Origin of the sequence: Ensifer sp. ENS02 (assembly GCF_014851885.1) — a bacterium.
Taxonomy (GTDB): Bacteria; Pseudomonadota; Alphaproteobacteria; order Rhizobiales; family Rhizobiaceae; genus Ensifer; species Ensifer adhaerens.
This window is the reverse complement of the sequence record NZ_JACVAO010000011.1, coordinates 144,914-169,510: the sequence shown is the minus strand read 5'-3', so window position 1 is coordinate 169,510 and position 24,597 is coordinate 144,914. Positions and strand designations below refer to the sequence as shown.

General features: G+C 60.7%; 19 protein-coding genes and 1 pseudogene. 12 read left to right on the top strand and 8 right to left on the bottom strand.

The window, feature by feature from the left end:
- Nucleotides 1-259 precede the first annotated feature (259 nt).
- The 7 genes from IB262_RS23805 to IB262_RS23775 all read left to right on the top strand — a co-directional run bounded on the left by IB262_RS23805 (nucleotide 260) and on the right by IB262_RS23775 (nucleotide 8,569).
- On the top strand, nucleotides 260-925 hold the full coding sequence (locus IB262_RS23805; RefSeq protein WP_029742882.1) for a TetR/AcrR family transcriptional regulator: 666 nt from the start codon (nucleotides 260-262) through the stop codon (nucleotides 923-925).
- Between the two features lie 193 nt (nucleotides 926-1,118).
- Nucleotides 1,119-2,987, top strand: a complete 1,869-nt coding sequence (locus IB262_RS23800; RefSeq protein WP_192493881.1) for a sigma-54-dependent Fis family transcriptional regulator — start codon at nucleotides 1,119-1,121, stop codon at nucleotides 2,985-2,987.
- A 163-nt stretch (nucleotides 2,988-3,150) separates the two neighbouring features.
- A complete protein-coding gene (locus tag IB262_RS23795) occupies nucleotides 3,151-4,224 on the top strand; it encodes a 2,3-butanediol dehydrogenase (RefSeq protein WP_113136017.1) in 1,074 nt (357 codons plus the stop codon).
- Nucleotides 4,225-4,291: 67 nt separating this feature from the next.
- Nucleotides 4,292-6,091: an NAD(P)/FAD-dependent oxidoreductase gene (locus IB262_RS23790; protein ID WP_029742885.1), complete on the top strand. Its 1,800-nt coding sequence runs from the start codon at nucleotides 4,292-4,294 to the stop codon at nucleotides 6,089-6,091.
- 396 nt (nucleotides 6,092-6,487) lie between these two features.
- Complete coding sequence (locus tag IB262_RS23785) at nucleotides 6,488-7,534, top strand: glutathione synthetase (RefSeq protein WP_060603707.1); 1,047 nt, start codon at nucleotides 6,488-6,490, stop codon at nucleotides 7,532-7,534.
- Between the two features lie 129 nt (nucleotides 7,535-7,663).
- A complete protein-coding gene (locus tag IB262_RS23780) occupies nucleotides 7,664-7,912 on the top strand; it encodes a hypothetical protein (protein ID WP_060603704.1) in 249 nt (82 codons plus the stop codon).
- Nucleotides 7,913-8,071: 159 nt separating this feature from the next.
- The gene (locus IB262_RS23775; RefSeq protein ID WP_034796517.1) at nucleotides 8,072-8,569 is read left to right on the top strand and encodes a hypothetical protein; all 498 of its coding nucleotides are present in this window, start codon (nucleotides 8,072-8,074) and stop codon (nucleotides 8,567-8,569) included.
- A gap of 82 nt (nucleotides 8,570-8,651) precedes the next feature.
- On the opposite strand, the pseudogene IB262_RS23770 reads toward IB262_RS23775, so the two are convergent.
- A pseudogene (locus IB262_RS23770) lies at nucleotides 8,652-9,938 on the bottom strand (DUF763 domain-containing protein); the annotation flags it as partial.
- 169 nt (nucleotides 9,939-10,107) lie between these two features.
- On the opposite strand from IB262_RS23770, the gene IB262_RS23765 reads away from it, so the two are divergent.
- Nucleotides 10,108-11,442: a sorbosone dehydrogenase family protein gene (locus IB262_RS23765; RefSeq protein WP_112985041.1), complete on the top strand. Its 1,335-nt coding sequence runs from the start codon at nucleotides 10,108-10,110 to the stop codon at nucleotides 11,440-11,442.
- A 23-nt stretch (nucleotides 11,443-11,465) separates the two neighbouring features.
- Here IB262_RS23765 and IB262_RS23760 read toward each other — a convergent pair whose 3' ends face one another.
- From IB262_RS23760 to IB262_RS23745, 4 genes are all read right to left on the bottom strand, one after another.
- A complete protein-coding gene (locus IB262_RS23760) occupies nucleotides 11,466-12,356 on the bottom strand; it encodes a hypothetical protein (RefSeq protein WP_112985040.1) in 891 nt (296 codons plus the stop codon).
- A gap of 218 nt (nucleotides 12,357-12,574) precedes the next feature.
- A complete protein-coding gene (locus tag IB262_RS23755; protein ID WP_162727338.1) occupies nucleotides 12,575-13,366 on the bottom strand; it encodes a phosphotransferase in 792 nt (263 codons plus the stop codon).
- 516 nt (nucleotides 13,367-13,882) lie between these two features.
- Nucleotides 13,883-15,130 carry an MFS transporter gene (locus IB262_RS23750; protein WP_192493880.1) on the bottom strand — a complete coding sequence of 416 codons (1,248 nt, stop codon included), beginning with the start codon at nucleotides 15,128-15,130 and terminating at the stop codon, nucleotides 13,883-13,885.
- A 15-nt stretch (nucleotides 15,131-15,145) separates the two neighbouring features.
- Nucleotides 15,146-16,555: an amidase gene (locus IB262_RS23745; protein WP_192493879.1), complete on the bottom strand. Its 1,410-nt coding sequence runs from the start codon at nucleotides 16,553-16,555 to the stop codon at nucleotides 15,146-15,148.
- A gap of 171 nt (nucleotides 16,556-16,726) precedes the next feature.
- Between IB262_RS23745 and gcvA the strand changes: the two genes are divergently transcribed.
- Nucleotides 16,727-17,659, top strand: coding sequence for a transcriptional regulator GcvA (gene gcvA, locus IB262_RS23740; protein WP_192493878.1), 933 nt, complete (start codon nucleotides 16,727-16,729; stop codon nucleotides 17,657-17,659).
- A gap of 361 nt (nucleotides 17,660-18,020) precedes the next feature.
- Here gcvA and IB262_RS23735 read toward each other — a convergent pair whose 3' ends face one another.
- The 3 genes from IB262_RS23735 to IB262_RS23720 form a co-directional block, all read right to left on the bottom strand.
- Nucleotides 18,021-18,446 (bottom strand): DUF4168 domain-containing protein, encoded by a 426-nt coding sequence (locus tag IB262_RS23735; RefSeq protein ID WP_060517995.1) that lies wholly within the window; start codon nucleotides 18,444-18,446, stop codon nucleotides 18,021-18,023.
- Nucleotides 18,447-19,145: 699 nt separating this feature from the next.
- Nucleotides 19,146-19,598, bottom strand: a complete 453-nt coding sequence (locus IB262_RS23725; RefSeq protein WP_060603530.1) for a DUF2721 domain-containing protein — start codon at nucleotides 19,596-19,598, stop codon at nucleotides 19,146-19,148.
- Nucleotides 19,599-19,736: 138 nt separating this feature from the next.
- Complete coding sequence (locus IB262_RS23720; RefSeq protein WP_192493877.1) at nucleotides 19,737-20,570, bottom strand: alpha/beta hydrolase; 834 nt, start codon at nucleotides 20,568-20,570, stop codon at nucleotides 19,737-19,739.
- A 328-nt stretch (nucleotides 20,571-20,898) separates the two neighbouring features.
- Between IB262_RS23720 and IB262_RS23715 the strand changes: the two genes are divergently transcribed.
- The 3 genes from IB262_RS23715 to IB262_RS23705 are packed head-to-tail and all read left to right on the top strand — an operon-like array spanning nucleotide 20,899 to nucleotide 24,541.
- The gene (locus IB262_RS23715) at nucleotides 20,899-22,518 is read left to right on the top strand and encodes a benzoate-CoA ligase family protein (RefSeq protein ID WP_060603501.1); all 1,620 of its coding nucleotides are present in this window, start codon (nucleotides 20,899-20,901) and stop codon (nucleotides 22,516-22,518) included.
- 4 nt (nucleotides 22,519-22,522) lie between these two features.
- Nucleotides 22,523-23,359, top strand: coding sequence for a tryptophan 2,3-dioxygenase (gene kynA, locus IB262_RS23710; protein ID WP_060580767.1), 837 nt, complete (start codon nucleotides 22,523-22,525; stop codon nucleotides 23,357-23,359).
- 42 nt (nucleotides 23,360-23,401) lie between these two features.
- Nucleotides 23,402-24,541, top strand: a complete 1,140-nt coding sequence (locus IB262_RS23705) for an ABC transporter substrate-binding protein (protein ID WP_060518003.1) — start codon at nucleotides 23,402-23,404, stop codon at nucleotides 24,539-24,541.
- The last annotated feature ends 56 nt before the right edge of the window (nucleotides 24,542-24,597 follow it).

Genomic DNA, 24,597 nt, shown 5'->3' with positions numbered 1-24,597 from the left:
GTGCCGTCTTGGCGCCCGCGCATCGCATTGGCGTCACGGGGCGGCGTCAGGGCACCGGTGCGAACACATCCTCCTCAAGTCGTCTTCGCCACTACAAAATGTACGAACTAGTACGTATGTCAAGCAGACTCTCTTGAAAGACCCCCGTAACCTCAATATGAATCTCACGGGAGGCGGTGTGGCGAGCCTCTGCGCTCGCCCGTTTCGATTTGGTTTCATTGGAAAATTTCGGCGAGTGCCGGGGGAGTGATCAAAAAGAATGGCGGGGCGGGTTGAGGCAAGTCGGAAGAACGATCCGGAACGCACCAAGGAGGACATCCTTGTCGTCGCCACGGAAGAGTTCTCGACGCACGGCCTTGCGGGCGGACGCGTTGACGCGATCGCAGAACGGACCCGAACCTCCAAGCGCATGATCTATTACTATTTCGGGGGCAAGGAGGGACTTTACCTGTCCGTGCTTGAGCGCGCCTATCGCAAGATCCGCACGCTCGAGGAGGACCTGAAGCTTTCAAGCCTTGCCCCGGAAGAGGCGTTGCGTACGCTAATTTCCAGCACATTCGACCACGACGAGGCCAATCCCGACTTTGTGCGATTGGTCAGCATCGAAAACATCCACCACGCAGCGCATATGCTGCGGTCGGAAGCGATCCGTGATCTGAATGTCTCGGTCATCGAAACGATCGCGGGCATTCTGGAACGCGGTATCGCTGAGGGTGCGTTCAAGCGAAAGGCCGACCCGATAGATGTGCATATGCTGATCAGTGCCTTCTGCTTCTTCCGGGTTTCGAACCGATATACATTCGGAACTATCTTTCGCAGGGATCTTTCCGAATCGGCCACGATCGGCCGCCATCGCCGAATGATCGCCGACGCCGTGATCAGCTACCTCCAGACGGAGGAAGGGGCAGCGAACCCCATATCCTAGGGCTATCGCGCATGGGATGGGAAGCACTCAGGCAATGGGGTGTTAATGCCAGAACGCTGCCGATCTCAACGACGTGCAGCCCAGACCTCGATAGGCCTCGTCGGCAAGCGCTTGGCTGACACACGTCACCGTCCACCGTTGGCTTGACGTTGTCGATGAGAGTGTGTCAGCTTTCCCGTCAGGAGGGCGCTCGATGTCGACGTCGCTGTCGCATATTCGTGAGATAGAACGAGTCGCCTCCGGGGCCGCGAGCCCACGCGACGAGCCCGTCGTCCAATCCTGGCTTCGCTGCCTCAATGATTACAAGCTGGATCCGACGATCGCGCAGGAAGCCTATATCGTTCCGGGATCGAAGCTGCGCGAGCATCGCGAACAGGCGGAAGAACTGATCCGCATCGGGCGTTCCGGGCTTGAAGGGCTGTTCAACCAAGTCGCCGAACAGAACTATGTCCTGTTGCTGTCCGATGCCCGCGGCGTCACCGTCGATTTCATGGGGGATCCGACCTTCGACAATCAGCTGCGCAAGGCGGGCCTCTATCTCGGCTCGGAGTGGTCTGAGAGCCGGGCGGGCACCTGTGCCGTCGGGGCGTGCATCGTCTCCGGCCAGCCGGTCATCATCCATCAGGACGATCATTTCGACGCGAGCCATATCGGTCTGACCTGTACGGCGGCGCCGGTCTTCGACACGCTTGGCGACCTGACCGCCGTGCTCGACATCTCCCAGCTCCGGTCGCCCACTGCCAAGGCAAGCCAGCAGCTGGCGCTGCATCTGGTATCCGCCACTGCGCGGCGGATCGAGCTTGCCAACCTCATGACCCGCACCCGCAACGACTGGGTCCTGCGGCTTGCCCGCTCCCCGGAATTCCTGGATGTCGACCCGGACGCCGCCATCGCCCTCGACGGCAGCGGCCGCATCACCGGCATGACCCATGGTGGCTTCGGCGCACTCGCCCGCTCGATGAACATCCGCGGCCTCCAGACACGCAATTTCCTCGGCCTTCCGCTCTCGGAGGTGTTCGATATCGTGGACGATTTGCCAAACTTCATGCGCGGACGTCCGAACGGCGAACGCTTGCTGAGAGCCAAGAGCGGCCTAGTCCTATTCGCCAGCGCCATCGCGCCCGTCGTCAGCCTGCGCACGCCCGCCGCGCCCGAAGCGCGCCTCCCCCGGGCCCTGCGCGATCTCAGCCAGGGCGACGCGACAATGGAACGGGTGCAGACCCGCGCGGCAAAATTGGCCACACGCCGCATCCCAATTCTCATTCAAGGGGAGACGGGCAGCGGCAAGGAGTATCTTGCTCGCGCGATCCATGACAGCTGCGGCGACAATGGCAATTTCGTCGCCGTAAATTGCGCAGCCATTCCCGAACATCTCATCGAATCCGAACTGTTCGGCTACGCACCCGGTGCCTTCACGGGCGCCAGCCAGAAAGGTAAGCGCGGCCTGATCGAGGATGCGGACGGTGGCACCCTGTTCCTCGACGAGATCGGCGACATGCCGTTCACGCTGCAAAGCCGGCTGTTGCGCGTGCTCTCGGAAAATGAGATCCAGCCGATTGGGGCGCTGAAGGCCCGGCCAATCCGCCTGCGCGTCGTCTCCGCCTCCCACCGCGATCTGGCGGAACTGGTTAAGCAGGGCCGTTTCCGGGAAGACCTCTATTACCGCCTGAACGCCGCCACGCTCTCGCTCCCCGCCTTGCGAGAGCGTCAGGATCTTAGCTGGCTGATCGATCAATTACGCGCTCGTGTCGAGAAGGAGAACCACGAGTCCTACCGCATCGACAAGACGGCTCGGGCGGCCTTGCTCGCGCATAAATGGCCCGGAAATCTGCGTGAGCTTTCCAATGTTCTGCGCGTGGCCGCGGCCCTTTCCGAAAATGGTCTCATCGATAGCGAGTGCCTGCCGGAACATCTCTTCTCCGAAGCCATCCACTCGTTGCCCGGCGAGGATGATGCGTTACGCCAGGCACTCAAGGACTGCGGCGACAACGTTTCGGCGCTTGCGAGAAAGCTCGGCGTCAACCGTTCCACGATCCACCGCCGTCTGAAGCGGCTCAACTGACGCAACGCCTGCAACACCTGTTGCACCCGGACTGTTGCATTTTCAGTGACTTTCGCTCCCGTCACGTTTCAACCCTTTGATATCACGAACAAAATAGACGCAGTTGCGATCTGGCATGCTGCTTGCTGCCTCTCCTGTGCAAGAACAAACAGGAGGAAACACAATGAAAGCTCTGCGCTTTCACGCCGCCAAGGACCTACGCATTGACGATGTCGACGCTCCGCCTGCCCCTGGCCCCGGTGAGGTACTGGTGGAAAATCGTTTCTGCGGCATCTGCGGGACCGATCTGCACGAATACGCCTATGGCCCGATCTTCATCCCGAAGGAACCGCATCCCTTCACGGGTGCTCATGGACCGCAGATCGTCGGCCATGAATTCGGCGGCGTCGTGAAGGCGATCGGCGAAGGGGTTAGCCATGTGAAGCCGGGCGACAGGGTCTCCGTCCAGCCGCTGATCATGCCGCGCCGCGGAGACTATTATGCCGATCGTGGTCTGTTTCACCTGAGCGCCAACCTGGCACTGGCCGGCCTATCCTGGCACTCCGGCGGAATGGCGGAAGCGGCGCTGCTCAACGACTACAATGTCCAGCCCATTCCCGATGCGCTATCCGACGAAGAAGCCGCTCTGATAGAGCCGACCGCAGTCGCCGTATATGCGTGCGATCGCGGCAGCGTCACCGCCGGCAACAGCGTGCTGGTCACGGGCGCAGGACCGATCGGCATTCTCGTTGCCATGGCAGCGCGGGCAGCCGGCGCGTCGAAGATTTTTCTCTCCGATCTCAACGAGACGCGGCTTTCACTGGCGAAGGAAGCACTCCGCGAGGTCCGCACCATCAATCCCAAGATCGAAAAGGTCAGCGATGTTGTCCAGGCCGAAACCGAGGGCGGCGTTGGCTGCGATGTCGCCATCGAATGCGTCGGCAACGAACATGCGCTCAAGAACTGCGCGAGCGCAGTACGCAAGCAGGGCGTCGTCGTGCAGACCGGCCTTCATCCAGGCGAGAACCCGCTGAACTGGTTTGACGTGACCTTCAAGGACATCGATATCCGCGGTTCCTGGGCCTATCCGACCCACTACTGGCCGCGCGTGGCGCGCCTGATCGCGAGCGGCCAAATACCGGCTCGCCGCATCGTCACCAAACATGTCTCACTGAGCGAAGCTGTTTCGGCAGGGTTCGACCAGTTGCTCGATCCCGCCGGTACGCACCTGAAAATACTGATCGACCTCAAGCGTTAGGCCGGTCCCCATTGCGGGACGGTTGAGGAGCCGTTCCGTTTGTCATCACAGAGCAGGAGGATAAAGGATGCTCGAGAAGACCCCCACCACCCGCGTTCAGGCACAGCTTGATGCCCTTGGCGCTGCACTCGAAACCGGCCGTATCGACGATGCGGTCAACCTCTTTGCAGAGGAATGCTACTGGCGCGACCTCGTCGCCTTCACCTGGAACCTCAAGACTGTCGAAGGCCGGGACGAGGTGCGCGACATGCTTCAGGCACAGCTTGCCTCTGCAAAACCCTCCAACTGGCGCGTCGCCGCCGGCGAAGAAGCAACCGAGGCGGATGGCGTGCTTGAAAGCTGGATCTCGTTCGAGACTGCGACGGGACGCGGCTACGGCCTCGTGCGCATCAAGAACGGCCTGATCTGGACGCTGCTGACGGCACTGGCCGAACTCAAGGGCCACGAGGAGAAATCCGGCTTTACCCGGCCACTTGGCGCCAAGCACGGCCAGAATGTCGGCACGAAAACCTGGAAGGAGGAGCGCGAGCACGAGGAGCGCACGCTCGGCTATGAGACGCAACCCTATGTCGTGATCATCGGCGGCGGACAGGGCGGCATTGCGCTCGGGGCCCGGCTTCGCCAACTTGGCGTGCCCACCATCATCCTCGAAAAGAACGACCGGCCAGGCGACAGCTGGCGCAAGCGCTACAAGTCGCTCTGCCTGCATGACCCCGTCTGGTACGACCACCTGCCCTACATCGATTTCCCGAAGAACTGGCCGGTCTTCGCACCGAAGGACAAGATTGGCGACTGGCTGGAATTCTATACCAAGGTGATGGAGCTGAACTACTGGACACGCTCCACCGCCAAATCGGCAAAATGGGACGAAGCCGCGAAGGAATGGACCATCGTCGTTGACCGCGACGGTGAGGAAGTGGTGTTGCGGCCAAAGCAGCTCGTCTTTGCGACCGGCATGTCCGGCAAGGCCAACATTCCGAATTTCAACGGCCGTGAGCGCTTTGTTGGTGACCAGCATCATTCCTCGCAGCACCCGGGGCCGGATGGCTACAAGGGCAAGAAGGTCGTTGTGATCGGTTCCAACAATTCGGCCCACGACATCTGTGCCGCGCTGTACGAGGCGGGCGTCGACGTCACGATGATCCAGCGCTCGACGACCCATATCGTCAAGTCCGACACGCTGATGGATATCGGCCTCGGTGGGCTTTATTCGGAACAGGCGCTGGCCAACGGCGTAACGACGGGCAAGGCGGATCTCATCTTCGCGTCGCTTCCCTACCGGATCATGCACGAGTTCCAGATCCCGCTTTACGACAAGATGCGCGAGCGCGACGCCGATTTCTACGCGGCGCTGGAAAAGGCGGGCTTCCAACTCGATTGGGGCGCGGATGGCTCAGGTCTCTTCATGAAGTACCTGCGCCGCGGGTCCGGATACTACATCGATATCGGCGCGTCGCAGCTGATCATCGACGGCAAGGTGAAGCTTGCCGCAGGACAGGTGGAAGAGATCACCGAAACCTCGATAAAACTGGCTGACGGCAAGGAGATCCCGGCCGACGTCATCGTCTATGCGACGGGCTACGGCTCGATGAATGGCTGGGTCGCCGATCTCATCGACCAGGAGACAGCCGACAGGGTCGGCAAGGTCTGGGGACTTGGCTCCGATACGCCGAAGGACCCCGGCCCCTGGGAGGGCGAGCAGCGCAACATGTGGAAGCCCACGCAACAGGATGCCCTGTGGTTCCATGGTGGTAACTTGCACCAATCGCGCCATTATTCGCAGTACCTGTCACTGCAACTGAAGGCACGATTGGAGGGTATTCAGACGCCGGTTTACGGTCTGCAAAGCGTCCATCACAAGCGCTGAACCATTTAAGAGGCAGAGGGAGCTTGAGCGCCCTCTGCCTGTCGGTGTGTCCGCGTGCAGGCACCCCAGTGCGGCTGTGTGCCATGCGGACATAGCCAGGAGATTGACGCTGAGCCCGCACTTAATCCTCGTCCGAGACTTGCCAGACCCTCCGGTCCGAACATTAGAGACATCACCTAGCTGGAACCCTGGCCATCGGGTTAGGGCGCATCTGCGGAGACAATCAAGACTGACAGGAACCAGTAGCAGCGAGGAGCGTTAATGCAACGGATCCTTCATGTCGTCTTCAGGTTGGGTCTAACGCGAGCCCCACACGCTTCGGGCCCCTAAAGTCGCCTTCGGGGCCATTGTACCGGATGTGGCCGGTTGCACACTTGTCTTAAGCCAGGAGCCCCCATGCGCATCGCCTTCCTTGTCAACGCGATCGAAACCGAAAGGCCGTCCTATACGACAACATCCTTGGCGCTTGCTGCGCTTGCTCGTGGCCATGAGGTCCTCTACATCACGCCGGGTGACTTCATACTTGGGGCCGACGACGCATTGATGATCCGGGCGGCACATCTTGGCGACGCACGCCCCAAGAAGTCCGAAACTCTGCTACGCGCTTTGATCGCGCCCGAACAGCAAAGAGCCCTTGTCAATGTTGAAGAGGTGGATGTTCTGTTCTTACGGAACGATCCGTCGCTGGATGCCGATACTCGCCCCTGGGCCGCGCATGCGGGTGCAAATTTTGGTCGGCTTGCCGCAGAAAGAGGCACGATCGTCGTCAACGACCCATGTGGTCTGGCCTTGGCGCAAGACAAGCTTTACTTCCAGGATTTCCCGGCCATCGTTCGTCCGACCACTTTGATTTCCAAGGACATCGAGGAGATCAGGGCGTTTATCGACGATCATTCAGACGGCGTAATCATCAAACCGCTACAGGGATCTGGCGGCAAGAACGTTTTTCGGGTCGGAAGCAGCACCGAATCCAACCTCAATCAAATCATCGATGCGGTGGGTGAGGTCGGCTATCTCATTGCGCAATGTTACCTTCCGAAGGCGTCGGAAGGAGATACCAGATTGTTTCTCATGAACGGGCGACCCTTGCAGCGCGGCGACGTCTACGCTGCGTTCAGGCGCGTTCCCGCGAAGGGAGACGTGCGCTCCAATATTCACGCGCGTGGGACGCCAAAACGGGCGCATGTGACAAAGGAAATGCTGGCGATCGCCGAGACCTTACGCCCGAAGCTTGTCGAAGATGGCATGTTCCTGGTCGGCCTCGACATCGTCGGCGACAAGCTGCTTGAGATAAACGTGTTCACGCCCGGTGGTCTCCAGACCATTCGTGAACTCTACGACGTCGACTTCTGCGAGGACATCCTCGAGTCGCTGGAGAACAAAATTGCGACCAGGAAGACGTATCAAGGAGCGTTGAACAACCGGATCCTGTCGACCCACTAGGACTTTGCCGAAGAACTCTGGGCACAAGGTCGCTAGCAAATTGGTGCTTTAAAAAAGATCTTTCCAAGGATTCGGAACCGATGGCGCTGTCCTCGGTTTCTCCTGCATACGCGATAGGAGAAGAAGGCGATGGCCAAAGACGACGATCTAAAAGCCGACTTTACCGGCACACCCGAAGAACCTCTCGCTGGCGTTCGCAAAGCTGCGCAGACAGCCACCGAAGCAGTGAAGAGAGAGACGAGCGCTGTCGCGACTGCCGCAGCAGATCATCCTCACACCGCGACCACTCTCGGATTGCTGATCGGCGCCCTCGCCTTTACCATCGGCTACGTCGTGGGACGGTCATCGGTCGATACCGGGCGGGGATACTGGCGATAGATCCGCCAGCCGGCGAAGCTGATGTTCGCCGGCGCCTCTCAAATCACGATAACTCCCTCGTTACCATGAATTTAGGCGCCGCTAATATCTATTGACTACAGCGTGCACTATGCAAGGCTGAAAGCTCTTGATTGTGTCGTGACGCTGTAGGGTTTCTTCATGTTCTTGGTCCGCACCGATCTCGATGTCGCCATCACTCGATGGCGCGAGATCATCTTGACTTCCTTGCCGTGGGACCAACTTGGCGGCTACGTTGCGTTGCGCAAGCATGATTTGACAATCGAACTTCACAACCTCGATGAGGATAGCGATCTGCTCGTCTTTGCCACCGATGGCGAAGTTCTGGCCAGCCGGTTCCGTTCAGCTTATCCCTTTGTGGTGACATACGGGAGGAATCCCGGCTACCCGCTGGAATACCTGGTCTGGCTTTCATTCCACATGCAAGCGAACTTCGATCGGTTGGGTGTCCTGGAGATGAGCGCGACCTACGAGGACGAAGAGGGCGACATCGAAAGCATGTCTGCCATGGCGATGGGCTTCTCGCGTCAGGCCGACCTTGACGACTTTATAGCGCGGTTCGACGGCAAGGACCTGAGCCAGGATTTGTTGTTCGGCTATGACGCTTATCTATTGGAGGTGGGAGAGAAGATCGGCTAAGGCATCCTTCCCCAAGGAATATCTCGCTCCCGCCCCTCGACTGAAGCTCATCTCGCTGAACCAGCGCCGGCCACTCGATTTTCTAGCGTGCCTGACGGTGAGCGTTCGACGGCGTCGGTTCCAGCGACCTCTGCTCGGCCGATCCGCCAGTCTCCTCCCATCCAAACACACTGCGACCGCCCCATTCGGGCGAGTGGCGAAACTCTCCGGCAACAATTTCCTTGAGGTCCGGGCCGGTGGCGTATCTTTCGAGCTGCCGTGCCTGGTCGTCAAGACGCTTCAGCGCCTCCAGTTCCTCGCCAAGTCCGAGCCGCGCTTTCGTCACGGCCGATCGCATGACCGCGATCGTGTGGTCGTACACCTTGAGGGGCACGGGAAACGGATGGCGGTCCTTGCCGCCGTGCGCAAGCGAAAACCGGGCCGGATCGGCGAAACGGCAAGGCGCGCCATGAACGACTTCAGCCACCATCGCGAGCGCGTTGACCGTGCGGGCACCGACGCCCGGAACCATCAAAAGCTGCTCGAAATCTTCCGGCCCGCGATCGGCAGCCGCAGAAAGTGTCGCATGCAGCCGTCGCATGTTGACGTTTTCCTCCCGTACGTCGTGATGTGCCGGCATCACGAGATGTGGGAGCAACGGCTGATCGGCCTCCTTCGGTTTAACCTTCGGATCCATAGCGACGACTTCCCGGACAATTCGGTCAGGCCCAAGCGATGCCAAAAGCTCAAGCTGCCCGTGGCGTGATGCGGCAGCCCGTCTGTCTGCGAGATTGACGATTTCCCCCTGACCTTTTCCCTCGATCGCCGCATGGGGAGAGTCGACGAAGCTGGAAACGCCCTCCGACAACCAATGATAGCGCCGGGCCTGGCGTTTATCGCCGTTCATGCCTTGCTGTACCACCACCCATTTGCCATCGTCAGCGACGATGAAACCGTGCAGGTAAAGGTCGAAGCCGTCCTGGACCGCGGCACTATCGACCTTTGCAACAAGCCGGCTGGTGGCCGCAAGGCCGGCACCATCGATGCCGACGCGGTTGCCGATGGCGATCAGTTCGTCTGGCGTCTGCCGCGAATGTCGTCCGCGACCGCCGCAGACGCTTATCCCGAGATCCCGCGAACGAGGAGCGAGACCGCGCTTGAGAGCGCCGATGACGCTGGTGGTGATGCCGGATGAGTGCCAATCCATGCCCATGACGCAGCCGAAGGACTGGAACCAGAAAGGATGGGCCAGACGGCGCAGAAACTCGTCACGGCCGTATTCGATGACGATGGCTTCGGCGATGATCGTCCCGAGCTTCGTCATGCGATCGCCGAGCCACGGGGGAACCCTGCCGCCATGAAGAGGGAGATCTGCACTTCCAGCTCGCTGAACCGTTCGTGTCTTATAGGCCGCTTACAGGCATTGTGACAGGGGAAAGTTCTTCAAACGTTCCTACCGCCGGGAACAAGTCGCAACCCTTGCTGTTTTGTGGTTGGAATGTTGCGAGGCGCCGTTGCGTCTCACGATGAGATGGGCCAATCCCTGCGGAGGCCTTCCAATGCAAAACCGTTTCCCGTGTGCGGCAGTCGTCATCCTCCTAACCGCAGCTTTACTGGCGGGTTGCGCCAACGTCTCAGCCAGGCAGACAGCGAGCAACACCGGCAAGGTTGGATACGGTTCGGATCCGGTTCTGCCAAAACCACGCCCAACCGTGATCCCGACGGTCAACATCGCCGATGCGACCGGGTGGCGGGGCGGAGAACATCCACTCGCTGCCAAAGGATTGAAGGTCAACGCCTTTGCGACGAATTTTGACCATCCGCGCTGGCTGCGCGTCCTTCCCAACGGTGACGTTCTGGTGGCCGAAAGCAATGCTCCGGCCAAACACGACGAGGGCTTCAGCCTGAAGAAGGTCTTCATGAGCGCGGCCATGAAGCGCGCTGGCGCCGCCACACCAAGCGCAAACAGGATCACGCTGCTTCGCGACACCGATGGCGACGGGGTGGCCGACCTGCGGACCACGTTCGCCGAAGGTCTCAACTCGCCTTTCGGCATGACGCTGTCGCGGGGCAAGCTCTATGTCGCCAACACCGACGGTCTCGTCGCCTTCCCCTATTCGAACGGACAGACCCGGATCACGGCGCCGCCGCAAAAGATCGCGGATCTACCGGCCGGCGATCTCAATCACCATTGGACCAAGGATGTGATCGCAAGCCCGGACGGCCGCAAGCTCTACGTTACGGTCGGCTCCAACAGCAATGTTGCCGAAAACGGCATGGCCGTCGAACGGCACCGTGCAGCCGTGCTCGAGATCGACAAGGCAAGCGGCCACATGCGCCCCTTCGCCTCGGGCCTGCGCAATCCCAACGGGCTCTCCTGGAACCCTCAGAATGGAAAGCTGTGGGTCGCGGTCAACGAACGCGACGAACTCGGTGACGATCTCGTCCCGGACTACATGACATCCGTGCGCGATGGCGCCTTCTATGGCTGGCCCTACAGCTACTTCGGCCAGAACGTCGACACCCGCGTCAGGCCGCAGCGTCCTGACCTCGTCGCAAGGGCCATCAAGCCCGACTACGCGCTGGGCGCCCACACGGCATCATTGGGACTGGTGTTCTCGAGGGGCTCGTCGCTCGGCCCCACCTATTCGAACGGCGCATTCGTTGGACAGCATGGCTCCTGGAACCGAAGCGTACCCAGCGGCTACAAGGTCATCTTCGTCCCGTTTTTGAATGGCAAGCCCAGCGGCCGGCCAAAAGATGTCCTCACCGGGTTCGTCGGCAAAGGCGGCAGCGCCATGGGGCGCCCGGCCGGCGTGGCAATCGATAAGACGGGTAGTTTGCTGGTTGCCGACGATGTCGGCAATGTCGTGTGGCGTGTCAGCAGAGAATGACCTTTTGCCTGTTTCAAAAGCGATCAATGTGCATTTGGTCGTCCCGCGTCGGCAATCGCCCGATGAGAACGGGATGCCGCGCGCCGGCGCTCTTGAGTTCGGGCCTGTTTCCTGGAAACCCGCAATTCCTCCAGATCTGGAAGCCACCAGCCGCTGCGATGATCGGGACCGGTGCGTGCCGGCCATACAGAGATCAATTCCGACAGTGTTGCGGGCCGCCAGGAGGCCCAGACAAACTCCATCAGGCTATTGTTCATGAATGGATACGAGCAGGAGAAGGTTCGAGGGACAATCTCCTGTGAAATCCCGATGAATATTATGACGCCGTAGGTTTCAGTGGAGACGGCGCGCCCGAGCCGCGGTGGAAAAGCCGTAGGAACAGGGTATCGTCGTCTTCTTCGTTCGACGCTGCGACTTCTCGCTTCCAGTTCCTCGGCGGACCCCCGCGACGCAAGTCGGCGTTGCTTTCGTGCATCCGGTTCATTGCGGCGGGCGGCCGCTTCGATCACAGGCCACCGTTTCCGCAATTCCTCGTAGGAGCGGAACGGAACATGCCACGTCCTGGAATTGTCATCCCAATGCGCCCACGGCACCTGTCGCAATTCCTCAACGATGGTGCGGGAGAAAGGTGTCCGCAGGCAAAGGTCATCGCCTGCCACCAGATACGGGCTGCCGATGGGATCGAAGTCGTAAGCGTCCCTGCCCTTTGATTCACCGAACGGATCTCGTTCCGACAATTGGCCGTCCATCCATCTGGTAAACCGGCGGTCGGCGGTCTTGCCCGGAATAAACCAATTGCGCCTATCGTCGCTCCATCTGGCCCGGGGAAAAGCCCGTCGAAACTCTCCCAGCATGGTTCGGTCGTAGGGAAACGAAATATACGCACCGGGGCGATTTGATGGCTCACCCGACATTGCTTCGCGAACCCCTCCTCGTTCCGACACATTCTCCCGTCTCACTCAACGAATAGGCTTGGCCCGCTGTTCCCCGATTGCGCAAAAAAACGAGAGCCGAACGGCTTTTTTCGATGCTGTAAACCGAGGCGCGAAGTCCACATCGCGCCCAATGGCGGACATCGAACCGCGTTCGGATGAGGTGGGCCGAAGCAAATCCCGGTGAGAGGATGAGCGGACTACGCCGCAAAGGCGTGCACGCCCGCGCGGACTGTCTCCGGGTCGCGGTTTTCGACGCCGTACAGAATGTCGAGAAGCGGAAAGGTCATTCGATAAAAACCCATACGATCCCTTGCCGCCGTGTCTGGGGAAAAGTGCGCGAGCACCAGGTCGACGAACGGGTCACCAAGCCCTGCCGCGAGGCTCGCAAAATCGTAAGCTGGGTCGCCGGGGCCGCAGCCGGAGAAATCGATGACGCCTGAAAGTCTGCCGCGATCGACGAGAATGTTTCCGGTCCCAAAATCCCCGTGAATAAGGCACTGCGGAAGCGCGTTGCAGGTCGCCAAAAAGTCGGAAAAGCGCTTCCGCAGACCGGTGACGACATCAGGCGAAAGCAGAGGAAAGGCCACCGCTTCGCATTGCGCCAAAAGGCCATTCCACTCGGATGAAGACGCCTCGGCAGGCTCGGCCTCCACGCTGTCGATGGGGAGCGAATGCAGAGCCTTTAGAAAGGCGGCAAGATCCGCGGCCAAAACCCTCTGTGCGCCTATCCTCAGGCCGGTCAGGTCCGAAAGCGGTTCGCCCAAGATCTTGGCGTGCAGCGAGACGAATTGGCCGTCGATGCGGCGCACCTCAAGATCAGGTACCGGCACCGGGAGAAGCGGCCGCACCGCGCGAAGCGCCGCGGCTTCGCGCACCAGGTCGCGTTCAGCGCCGCAATGACGCGGCAATCGAAGGATCCTGCCGTCAAGCTCGTAGGCCACCGAGTTCTGCCCCGAGCCGATCAGGACAGCCGGAGGCTCGGATGGCAAGCCAAGTTCCGCAACGATCCTCTGAAGGGGCATCGCATCGGTACCCCCACGAGTGGCGTCGACTTCCCTCTCAACGGAGGCGGTCGCGATTGGCTCTAGGGATAGATCCTTCACTGCGTTCGTCCTTTGCAATCCCACCCGGCAGGCCCTGGCCGCACGTCTGATTCTGTAGCCGCTATTCTTCGCGATGACGGCCCGGATAAGACCGACACCGAGACGAAGTCCATGGCCGACGGGCTGGCTGAAATACTGCGCCCGCTAAAGGGGGGTGTTGGGCTCGTGCTCCTGGCACCTGCGCAACCGCCCCCTCACAAAGTATCGAGGCCCATTCTTCGGCCGGCTTCGATTGGGGCCATGCGTGACGGCAAGCGAAACGCGCAAGGGATGGAACGGCATTCGTTCCCTCACCCTCGACCATATCTCATTGGTTGTATCGTTAGCAATTTATCGCAAGCAATGCGAACGCATGGCAGCGATATGCAATTGCGAAACGGACGAAAAAACTGCACCGCCAGTTCAAAGCCCTTCCGCGGCCGTTCTTGATTTGAGACCGATGGTCACGATCGCCACAAGCGCGGCCACCGCGTTGGCGCCTCCGCTGATCGCAATGGCCGGGAAGTAACTGTGGCTGGCGTCGTAGATAAAGCCGGCGAGGCTCGGGCCGATCAGCGTGCCGATTGCGACGCTCGTGTAAAGAAGCCCGATGATCCCGCCCACATTGCGGCGGCCGAAATGATCGGCAACCACGGCCGGCAGCACCGCGACCCAGCCACCGTAGAACAATCCGAACAACAGAGCGAAGGCAACAAGGGCCAAAAGCCCGGTCGCAGAGGCCCAAACCGCAAGCGACACGGCGATGCCCGCGTACATTGCCGCCAGGAAAGTGTCGCGACCCAAACGATCGGCAAGCCCCCCAAGGCAGAAGCGCCCCGCAGTGCTCCCAACGCCGATCGCGCTCAGGAGGAGGACGGCGACCGTCGGAGCGATCTGGTGATCGACTGCAAACGGGACGAGATGAACAAAGGGAACGAACACGCCGACTGCACTCAACAGGCATGCGACATACATGCCGACAAATTGCCGAGTCCGTATCGCATCCTTGACCGAAACGCCCTCCTTTGCCGCCGAATTCACGACGCCCGGTTCGACGAAGACTCCGTCCGGCCGAAGACCACGTCGCCCCGGATCGTTTTCGAGCAGCAATGCGGCGCCTATGCCGAAGGCCGCGGCCGCTCCACCGAGCACCAGATAGGCCTCTCTCCAGCCCAAAGCGGCGATCAACCAAGTCGCCAGCGGCGGCATGACAAGCGTGCCCAAGCCGATACCGCTGACCGCAAGACCCGATGCCAGGCCACGTCGCGCGACGAACCAGCGCTGAACGGCCCCAAGGGCCGGCACATAGGCACATCCCACGCCCAGACCTATTCCGAGCCCATAGGCGGCATAGACCTCGGCGATGGTGCGCGCCTGGCCCGCCAAGGCAAGGCCGAAGCCGACAAGCACCATGCCGACAAGGCAAAGCGATCTTGCTCCGAACCGATCCGCAAGGGGACCGGAAATCACGCCCAGGGCGAAGTACAAAAACCCTGCCAAAGAAAAAACAAGCGAAACGGAGCCACGAGATGCCCCGAGATCCTGCTGCAATACCTCGATGAAGGCGCTGAAGGTATAGGCGCTACCAAAACCTACGAATGTCAGCGTAAACGTCGCGGCGACGACGACCCATCCGTAGAAGATGCCTTGGCGCTGGCAGTGAGCGTTCATGATCGTTCGCCTCCGTCACCCTTTTCCCGGGTGTCTCTGGTGCCAAGCCGTATGCCCCTGGAATGCCGCTCCGGCGCGCACAAGGGTCAGTTCCTGGAACTGACCAGCCAGCAATTGAAGGCCGATCGGCATCTCGTCCTTTGCGACACCTGCAGGGAAAGTCAGTGCCGGATGGCCGCTCATATCGAGGGGGCAGGTATAGCGCTGCAGCCTAGCGATCAGATCCGGCTGCTCACCAAGTGTCGCGATGGCAGCGAGCGTCAGGGGAGCGAACGGCTGAACCGGGGTCAAAATCAGGTCGACGGATGCAAACAAGGCTTCGACGTCACGGCGGAAAATCGCGCGTCGCAGAAGGATCTGCTGATACTCCGCCTCCGAGACGGCTTTGCCCTTTTCAATGACGCCGGCAAGGATAGGCCCGTACAAGTCTTTGTTCGCAGCAAAGTCTCGCGCGTGAACGGCTGCCGCCTCCACGGCGCAGTTCGGCACCCAATCGGCAACGGCCTGGCTCACGTCCGGGAACCTGATCTCGACCATGTGCGCGCCAAGATCGGAAAAAACGTCCGAGGCAGCGGCGAGTGCGGCCTGTGTCTGAGGCTCCACGTCCTCGCTGTTCCACCCTGGATCAAAGCCTATCCGCAGACCGCCGACCCCGCTTCGCGAAGCATAAGCGAAATCCGGCACCGGTTGCGCCGCCGCCGTTGGGTCCTTCGGATCACTTCCCGCGATGGCGGCAAGAATGATCCCCGCATCCATGGCGCTTCGCGCAATCGTACCGAGGTGGTCGAGGGAGGGAGCGAGATCGAAAACGCCGTGCCGGCTGACGCGCCCCCATGTCGGTTTGAGGCCCGTGACACCATTTGCGGCCGCCGGCCAGCGGATCGAGCCGCCGGTGTCGGACGCGATCGCACCGAAACAAAGGCCCGCTGCCGCCGCGACAGCTGAACCGCTCGAGGAAATCCCGGTCCAGTAGTCCGCGCTCCACGGATTGACAGACGGGGTTATTGCCGGATGGTAGTCCGAATACGCTCCCTCGGTCATTTGCGTCTTGCCGATAATGATCGCGCCTGCTTGCCTGAGGCGTCTGACGACAGTGGCGTCTTCGTCCGGAACAAAATTGCCATGGACGAGTGTGCCAGCCCTGGTTGGCACGCCTTCGATCCAGCACAGGTCTTTGACGGCGATCGGAACGCCGTGCAGCGGGCCGCGATGACGTCCAGCGGCGATTTCCTCATCCGCCACCTTCGCCTGTTCCAGCGCGCTTTTGTCCATCACCTGCGCATAGGCGTGGAGGTCCGGTTCCAGTCGCGCGATGCGCCGAAGCTGCGCCTCGGTGATCGCCAGCGAGGAAATGCTCCCTCTTTTGATTCTGTCTCCGATCTCCGTGAGGCTGAGCAAAGTGAAATCATCCGAAACTATCGTCATTCAATTTTTCCCGACTGCGGTGAGCGACATGCATTAGAACATCTACTATCTTCAATCGCGCCTCCTGTTCCTCGTGAGGAGCGAGACAAGCACAGCTTAATGTGATAAAGCACGTCATACTCGGCCGACAAACCAGATTTAATCATCCCTATAACTTAGAAGATCTAAATCATGAGCCGCCACCTTCCCCCGCTCAATGCCCTGAAGGCTTTCGAGGCGGCCGCCCGCCATCTCTCGGTCAAGATGGCGGCCGACGAGCTTTGCGTCACTCCGGGCGCTGTCAGCCAGATGCTGAAATCGCTCGAGACACATCTTGGGGTGAAGCTGTTCGAACGAGTGACACGCGGCATCTATTTGACCGATGCGGGCCAGGACTATCTGCCAGCGGTCCGCAATGCCTTTCGCCAGATTGCCGAAGCCTCGCGACGCGTCATGGCCTCCAACGACAGCGGCATGCTGACAGTCAGCGTCACGCCATTCTTCGCATCGGCATGGCTCCTGCCGCGCATGCATTCCTTCCAGGAGATCAGCCCCGAAATCGATCTTCAAATCGTCGCAAGCAGCACCCTTGCCGATTTCTCCCGCGGCAGCGTCGATGTCGCGGTGCGTCATGGTGCCGGCCGTTATCCGGGCTTGCGCAGCGACCGCGTCGTAACCGTCGAGATGGTCGCCGTGGCAGCTCCTGATCTCGTCGATCGCCTCGGCGTCCCTCGATGCGCGGACGATCTCATCCGCTGGCCGCATGTCCATGATGCCGACCGCAAGGGATGGAGCCTTTGGTTCCAGGCAAATGGCGTGGAAGAGTTCCGTTCTCCCCGCGGTCCGTCGTTTGACGATAGCAGCCTTATTTTGAAGGCGATCCTGTCTGGCCATGGCGCAGGGTTGCTGCCCGCTGCAATGATTGCAGCGGAACTCGCCAGCGGTGAGTTGGTGAAGCTCCTGGACGCAGCTTTGATAGACGAGTTTGCCTATTACCTGGTGTGTCCCGAGCATGCCCAGAACAATCCAAAGATTGCGACCTTCCGGGATTGGATACTCAATGCGGAGAAGACGCAGCTGGCCGAAACGTCCGGCAAGGCTCAGAAAAGCCTCCATCCTGGCTGATGCGCTGCGGATCCCGACCGTGACAGACTCAGCATCCTGATCGATGGCGATGTCTCTGAGCCTCGAAGGACGATGCATCGGAATTACGCCAGAAGTGCTCGAGCGCGAGACTACAGCACTCGCCGGAATTCTTGCCAGGCGCCCGAACTGGCGCGCTCATTGCCGGTTTCAGCGAGATAGATCGCGAACTGGTCGTAGTGATAGTCAAAGGACAACAGGGAAGCGGAGGAGGATAATCAGGCGATCTTGAAGCGCTGGACCTTGGTCAGGCAGATCGGCGAAGATCCATTTCGTAGCGGGTAGCCCGCACCTGGTGCGGGCTACCCATTTGTCTCTGTCAAACTGGTTGCGTCCAAGCCGGTTATTGCTGTGTCGGAGCGGTGTCTTGGAGTTTTGCCTGAACCTTCTTGGCGACTGCCGGATCACTCTGTGCAGCTGTAAGGATTGCCGAATACTCTTCGATCGAAATGGTCGGTGAGGCTTGTACCGCCTCGACCATTTTCTTGCTGGCTTCGGACTCCAGGTCCTTCTTCGCCGTTGCATCCGACGTTGCTTCTATCTTGGCGGAATATTCCTGCCTGACCTTGTCGACCTGAAGATAGGCAACCGCGAAGGCTTCGATTTTCTGGTCGCTGATCGCAGCGTCCGGGCCCTTGTTGCCAGCCTGGCCCTGCGTCGGCTGGGTCGTTTCAGCCTGAGCGATCTCAAGGGCGGATGCGGGACTGACGACCATGAAGCTAAAGACTGCCGCCGCGAGCGACGCGACGGGTTTGTAACCGGTGATCATATTCATTCCTCTCTGATGCGCATGACGTGATCAGGAGCGACACTGACTTTCAATCGCCCCTAAGGTCGGCCGGATACCGAATGCGCCGCGACGATGGAACGTTGGAATGGGCTCGATGCGGCCGTATCGGGGCCATTTGCTGACCATTCCACGGCAGCTTTACGGCTCACCCGACGGCTCCGGTCCCACACTTTCTCCCGGTCCCGGACCGACTACTTCTTCCCCACCCGTTCGCGCCGGACCCGGCGCGTCAGATTGAACGCGTCATGGCCGGCACCGGAAACGATGTCGCGATGGGAGAGTTGACGCTCTCTCGCGCTTGCTCTAACGGCCGCGATCAAATCGCGATCGAAAGCGATCCCCGGCGAGTGCCAGGTTAGACGCCCCTGAAGATCGATCGCGCCATGGCAACGCCGCCGACATCGAGGTCGCCTGCGATATCGCGGCCACGCGGTTTCGATAGGATGTCTGGTCGCGCATTCCGCTTCGGCGGCGGACAGACGTCCTCATCCGTTTTTCCGAATTGATCGCCGAGAGCCGTGACATCCTGGCGGTGCTCGATACGATGGAGATGGGCAAGCCGATCGCCAAAATGTGTGCGAAGAACCGGGACCGATGCCGGTCGCCAAGATCGAGTACGTAGTCAACGAGGCGCAGGCGACGGTTGAATTCGCCTGAAAGCTGACGGCGGCACCGGCATCAGTCGCCGCCCGACGCTGCCTGATCCATGCGCATCTGGCGCAGCATGTTCCGCCCGGCGATCAGCATCTCGAGCAGGAAGGCCAACAGCGACCCGATGAGCGAGACGATCGCGCCGCCGAAAAACCAGAAAAGGTTCTCCTCGCGAAACCCGAAGGCAAGCGCGCCGGCGAGCAGATTGAGAATGGCGCAGCCCGTGCAGATCGCCGCGAAAGTCCCCAGCGCAACGGCGATCTCCAGCGCCAGCGTCCGCCGGCGCAGATAGTCAAGCTGCATCCGCCGCGCGTCGTTCTGCTCGTATTTCTCCCCGATCTCGTTGACGCGATCGGACACCCTGCCAAGCCGGGAGGCATAGACACTGACGAAGCCGGCAGTGCCGGCGAGAAGAAAGACGGGCGCCAGCGAGGTTTGGACGATCGAAGCGAGATCGATGACGGTCGACGGCGTCTCCATGCTTGCCTTCATTTTGCGTCGCTCGCTTCCGGCGAGACCGGGAGGAGCACTCTAGTCAGTTTTGACGGATATAGTAGCGATACAAACACCGAGATATGGCGCAGATCAAGGGAATACGGGAGCGACCCAGCCCGACGTTCACACGCCCAACAGCAACGTCCGCACCAGGGGATGCTTGGCGTCGGCAAGGCCGTCGACGACGTTGAAGTGGTGCCGGTCCGGCTCCGCAACAGCAGCCGTCGTTGCACCCAATCCGGTCCAGATATTGGCAAGAAGCGCGTTCTGACGCAGGAACTCCGCACGCTCGCCGCCTCCGACCCAGCAGGTGATGCGGGCGTCTGGCATCGGCCGCAGCAGTGCCGGGCTCTGTGAAAGTGCCTCGGCCTCGTCGATCGCGAGCTTCTCGTTCATGGCCGTCGACATGATCGGGCGCAGGTCATGCACGCCGGAGATCGAGACGACGTTGCGGATCCGGCCCTGGACATCAGGCGAAAGCGGCGCGGTCGTCGTGATCATTCGGCTGACGAGGTGGCCGCCGGCCGAATGGCCGGTCAGCATCAAGGGACCCTCGACGCGTTTCGATGCCTCGCTGATAGCGGCGGCGACCTCGTCGACGATCCCGGCAATGCGAATCTTTGGGCAGAGGGTGTAGGACGGCATCGCGACGGCATAGCCGCGCTCCACTGCTCCGGCCGCCAGGTGCGACCAGAAGCTCTTGTCGAGCTGTAGCCAGTACCCGCCGTGGACGAAGACCACCATGCCCTTGGGCGAACCGTCGGGAAGAAAGAGATCCATGCGGTTCCTCGGCCGATCGCCATAAGCAAGGTCGAGTTTGGCGCGTCCGGCGCTCAAGAGGGCGTTGCGGAACGCCTCGGCCGGTTTGACCCAGGCTTCCGGCCAGCGATCGCCGCGCGCGATGTTCGAGCCGTTCGCATAGGCGTCGTCCCAGTCGGAAATGCGGTGTTCCAGCATCGATTTCATCCTCCCTTTGATGTCTCCTCACAGATAGCAATCGCCTGCCCCACCGGGAAAGGCAATGCCGGCAATCGAAAAAACTTTAGGCTTGAAATAATTTTGGACTGGTGCGATGCTGCCCCATGTTCAGCCGAGAAGTGGAGGTCTCGCTGTGCCTATCGCCATAACTGGAGTCGCGTCGCCGACGGCCCGTGTCACTTTGAATAGTGCCGCGACGCTTGCCGCTTGTCCGCAGACCAGGGCTTTGAACCACCGCAAGACTTTCAGCCGGCTTTGAACAATGCCTGGGCAACAGGCACGAACGAAATTAGGGAACAGCCGCCACATGCTTGGACCGACTTCGCACGTCGATACGTTCACCCGTGACCATCTTCCGCCACAGGAAGAATGGCCGGAGTTTCTTCTCGAAGGTTTTGACTACCCGGATCACCTCAACGCCGCCGTCGAATTGACGGACGCCATGGTTGCCAAGGGTTTCGGCGATCATACCGCGTTGATCGGCAATGGCCGCCGCCGGACTTACAAGGAACTGTCCGACTGGACCAACCGTCTCGCCCACGCGCTGGTTGAGAATTACGGTGTGAAGCCCGGGCACCGCGTGCTCATCCGCTCCGCCAACAATCCGGCCATGGTCGCCTGCTGGCTGGCAGCCACCAAGGCCGGCGCCGTCGTCGTCAACACCATGCCGATGCTCCGGGCCGGGGAACTCGCCAAGATCGTCGACAAGGCCGAAGTCAGCCTGGCACTTTGCGACACGCGACTGATGGAAGAAATGATCGTCTGCGCCAAGGACAGCCGCTTCCTGAAGCAGGTCGTGAGTTTCGACGGGACCGCGAACCACGACGCCGAACTCGACCGCATTGCGCTCGACAAATCAGTGGTCTTCGAGGCGGTGCATACCGGTCGCGACGATGTGGCGTTGCTCGGTTTCACCTCTGGCACGACGGGGATTCCGAAGGCGACCATGCACTTTCACCGCGATCTCCTGGCGATCGCCGACGGCTATGCCCGCGAAGTGCTCGGGGTCACGCCCGACGATATCTTCGTCGGCTCGCCGCCGCTCGCATTCACCTTTGGCCTTGGCGGCCTTGCGATCTTCCCCTTGCGCTTTGGAGCCGCAGCGACACTGCTCGAGCATGCGACGCCGGCCAACATGGTGGAGATCATCGAGAAGTACAAAGCGACGATCTCGTTTACCGCCCCCACCGCCTATCGGGCAATGATGAAGGCGATGGATAACGGCGCCGATCTTTCATCACTGCGCGTCGCGATCTCGGCGGGCGAGACCCTGCCCGGTCCGGTCTTCGAGGAGTGGACGGCCAAGACCGGCAAGCCGATCCTCGACGGGATCGGCGCGACCGAGATGCTGCATATCTTCATTTCCAACCGCTTCGAGGACCGCAAGCCCGCCTCGACCGGAAAGCCGGTCGGCGGCTACGAAGCGCGGATCGTCGATGACGACATGCAGGAAGTCCCCCGCGGCACGATCGGCAGGCTTGCGGTGCGTGGCCCGACCGGCTGCCGCTACATGGCCGACAGCCGACAGCGCGACTATGTGCGCGACGGCTGGAACCTGACCGGCGATGCCTTCTATCAGGACGAGGACGGCTTCTTCCATTTCGCCGCCCGTTCGGACGACATGATCATCACCGCCGGCTACAACATCGCCGGCCCCGAGGTCGAAGCCGCCCTGATTTCCCACCCGGAGGTCGCAGAATGCGCCGTCGTCGGTGCGCCCGATCAGGAACGCGGCCAGATTGTCGAAGCCTATGTCGTTCTGATATCTGGCGTGTCGGCAGACGACGCAACGATCAAGCGTCTGCAGGATCATGTGAAGGCGACGATCGCGCCTTACAAATATCCGCGATCGGTAAAGTTCCTGGACAACCTGCCGAAAACAGCCACGGGCAAGATCCAGCGGTTCCGATTGCGGTCGGAGAACTGAAAACATGAGCAAATCATACGACCCTTCGAAAGAAGGCGCCCAGATGTCGTTCGAGGGACGCATGTCCTATAGCGACTACCTGATGCTGGAAAAGGTACTGGATGCGCAGGAGCCGCTTTCCAAAGCCCATGACGAGATGCTGTTCATAATCCAGCATCAGACGTCCGAGCTCTGGATGAAGCTCGCGCTGCACGAGATCAACGCGGCGGTCCGCTCGATCCGCGACGACCGGCTGGAGCCCGCATTCAAGATGCTGACGCGCGTCGCCCGCATCTTCGAGCAGCTGAACAGCGCCTGGGATGTGCTGCGAACGATGACCCCCAGCGAATACACCACGTTCCGTGAATCGCTCGGCCAATCCTCCGGCTTCCAGTCCTGGCAGTACCGGGCGATCGAGTTCCTCGCCGGCAACCGCAATGTCGCGATGCTCGGGCCGCATGCGCACCGCCCCGACATCATGGAAAAGCTGGAAGCGATCCTGGCAGCGCCGTCGCTCTACGACGAGGCGATCCGGCTTCTTTCGCGCAACGGTTTCGATGTCGGCGCGGAGGCGGACAAGAGCGATTTCCGCGAGACGCGCACGGAAAGCGAAAAGGTCTTCGCCGCCTGGCAGATCGTCTACCGCGATCCCGAGCGCTATTGGATGCTCTACGAGCTCGCCGAGAAACTGGTCGATTTCGAGGACTACTTCCGTCGCTGGCGCTTCAACCACGTCACGACCGTCGAGCGCATCATCGGCATGAAACGCGGAACCGGGGGCACATCCGGCGCGTCCTATCTGAAAAAGATGCTCGAAGTGGAACTTTTCCCCGAGCTCTGGCACGTGCGCACGGGTCTCTGATAGAACACAACCCAAAAGGGAACCAACAAAGAGGAGTACAGCATGAACCGCATTCTGGCAGCAGGCCTTCTTGGCCTTTCACTTGCAACGTCAAGCCTTGCCCATGCCGAGCCGGTGAAGATCGGCGTCATCACCACGCTGTCGGGCGGCGGCGCCGGCCTCGGCATCGATATGCGCGACGCCTTCACGCTGGCGATCAAGCAGTCGGGCAACAAGGACGTCGAGCTGGTGATCGAGGACGATGCCCAGAAGCCGGAACTTGCGGTGCAGATCGCCGAGAAGATGATCCAGGGCGACAAGGTCGACCTGATGACGGGCATCATCTGGTCGAACCTTGCGATGGCCGTCGTGCCGAACACGGTGGCGCAGGACGTGATCTATCTGTCGCCGAACGCCGGTCCCTCGGCACTTGCCGGTGCGAACTGCAATGCGAACTATTTCAACGTCGCCTACCAGAACGACAATTTCCATGAGGCGATGGGCCAATACGCCAACAAGGATTACAAGAACGCCTTCATCCTCGCCCCCAACTACCCGGCCGGCAAGGACGCGCTGACCGGCTTCAAGCGCTATTACAAGGGCGCGCTTGCCGGCGAGATCTACACGCAGGTCGGGCAGACGGACTACGCCGCCGAAATCGCCCAGATCCGCGCCTCGGGTGCCGACACCGTCTACTTCTTCCTGCCCGGCGGCATGGGCATCGCCTTCATGAAGCAATATGCCCAGTCGGGCGTGAACATCCCCGTCATGGGCCCGGGCTTCTCCTTTAGCCAGGACGTCCTGCCGGCGATCGGCGACGCGGCGCTTGGCGTCAAGAACTCGGCGACCTGGTCGAAGGACCTCGACAACGAGGCCAACAAGAAGTTCGTCGAAGCCTTCAAGGCCGAGTACAAGCGCCTGCCCTCGATCTACGCGGCGCAGAGCTGGGATACCGCAAACCTGATCCTCGCCGCGCTGTCCAAGGCAAGCGTCAAAGACAAGGACGCCTTCCGCGCAGCACTTAAGGCAGCAGACTTCCAGTCGGTGCGCGGCAAATTCGTCTTCAACAACAACAACCACCCGATCCAGAACATCTACGTCCGCGAGGTGGTGAAGGAAGCCGACGGCGTGCTCACCAACAAGATTATCGCCACCGCCTTCGAAGACCACAAGGACGCCTACGCCGAGAAGTGCAGCATGTAGTGCCCTGCACCTGTCGTTTGCCCGGGTGCGCGGCCTTGATGCCGCCATCCGGTCGA

Excerpts from the sequence above, each read along its gene's own strand:
- IB262_RS23795 (WP_113136017.1), top strand. The coding sequence starts at position 3,151 with ATGAAAGCTCTGCGCTTTCACGCCGCCAAGGACCTACGCATTGACGAT.
- kynA (WP_060580767.1), top strand. The coding sequence starts at position 22,523 with ATGAGCAAATCATACGACCCTTCGAAAGAAGGCGCCCAGATGTCGTTC.
- IB262_RS23775 (WP_034796517.1), top strand. The coding sequence starts at position 8,072 with ATGTTCTTGGTCCGCACCGATCTCGATGTCGCCATCACTCGATGGCGC.
- IB262_RS23760 (WP_112985040.1), bottom strand. The coding sequence starts at position 12,356 with ATGTCGGGTGAGCCATCAAATCGCCCCGGTGCGTATATTTCGTTTCCC.
- IB262_RS23735 (WP_060517995.1), bottom strand. The coding sequence starts at position 18,446 with ATGATCACCGGTTACAAACCCGTCGCGTCGCTCGCGGCGGCAGTCTTT.
- IB262_RS23715 (WP_060603501.1), top strand. The coding sequence starts at position 20,899 with ATGCTTGGACCGACTTCGCACGTCGATACGTTCACCCGTGACCATCTT.
- IB262_RS23705 (WP_060518003.1), top strand. The coding sequence starts at position 23,402 with ATGAACCGCATTCTGGCAGCAGGCCTTCTTGGCCTTTCACTTGCAACG.
- IB262_RS23745 (WP_192493879.1), bottom strand. The coding sequence starts at position 16,555 with ATGACGATAGTTTCGGATGATTTCACTTTGCTCAGCCTCACGGAGATC.
- IB262_RS23805 (WP_029742882.1), top strand. The coding sequence starts at position 260 with ATGGCGGGGCGGGTTGAGGCAAGTCGGAAGAACGATCCGGAACGCACC.
- IB262_RS23725 (WP_060603530.1), bottom strand. The coding sequence starts at position 19,598 with ATGGAGACGCCGTCGACCGTCATCGATCTCGCTTCGATCGTCCAAACC.
- gcvA (WP_192493878.1), top strand. The coding sequence starts at position 16,727 with ATGAGCCGCCACCTTCCCCCGCTCAATGCCCTGAAGGCTTTCGAGGCG.
- IB262_RS23720 (WP_192493877.1), bottom strand. The coding sequence starts at position 20,570 with ATGCTGGAACACCGCATTTCCGACTGGGACGACGCCTATGCGAACGGC.
- IB262_RS23800 (WP_192493881.1), top strand. The coding sequence starts at position 1,119 with ATGTCGACGTCGCTGTCGCATATTCGTGAGATAGAACGAGTCGCCTCC.
- IB262_RS23790 (WP_029742885.1), top strand. The coding sequence starts at position 4,292 with ATGCTCGAGAAGACCCCCACCACCCGCGTTCAGGCACAGCTTGATGCC.
- IB262_RS23785 (WP_060603707.1), top strand. The coding sequence starts at position 6,488 with ATGCGCATCGCCTTCCTTGTCAACGCGATCGAAACCGAAAGGCCGTCC.
- IB262_RS23780 (WP_060603704.1), top strand. The coding sequence starts at position 7,664 with ATGGCCAAAGACGACGATCTAAAAGCCGACTTTACCGGCACACCCGAA.
- IB262_RS23750 (WP_192493880.1), bottom strand. The coding sequence starts at position 15,130 with ATGAACGCTCACTGCCAGCGCCAAGGCATCTTCTACGGATGGGTCGTC.
- IB262_RS23765 (WP_112985041.1), top strand. The coding sequence starts at position 10,108 with ATGCAAAACCGTTTCCCGTGTGCGGCAGTCGTCATCCTCCTAACCGCA.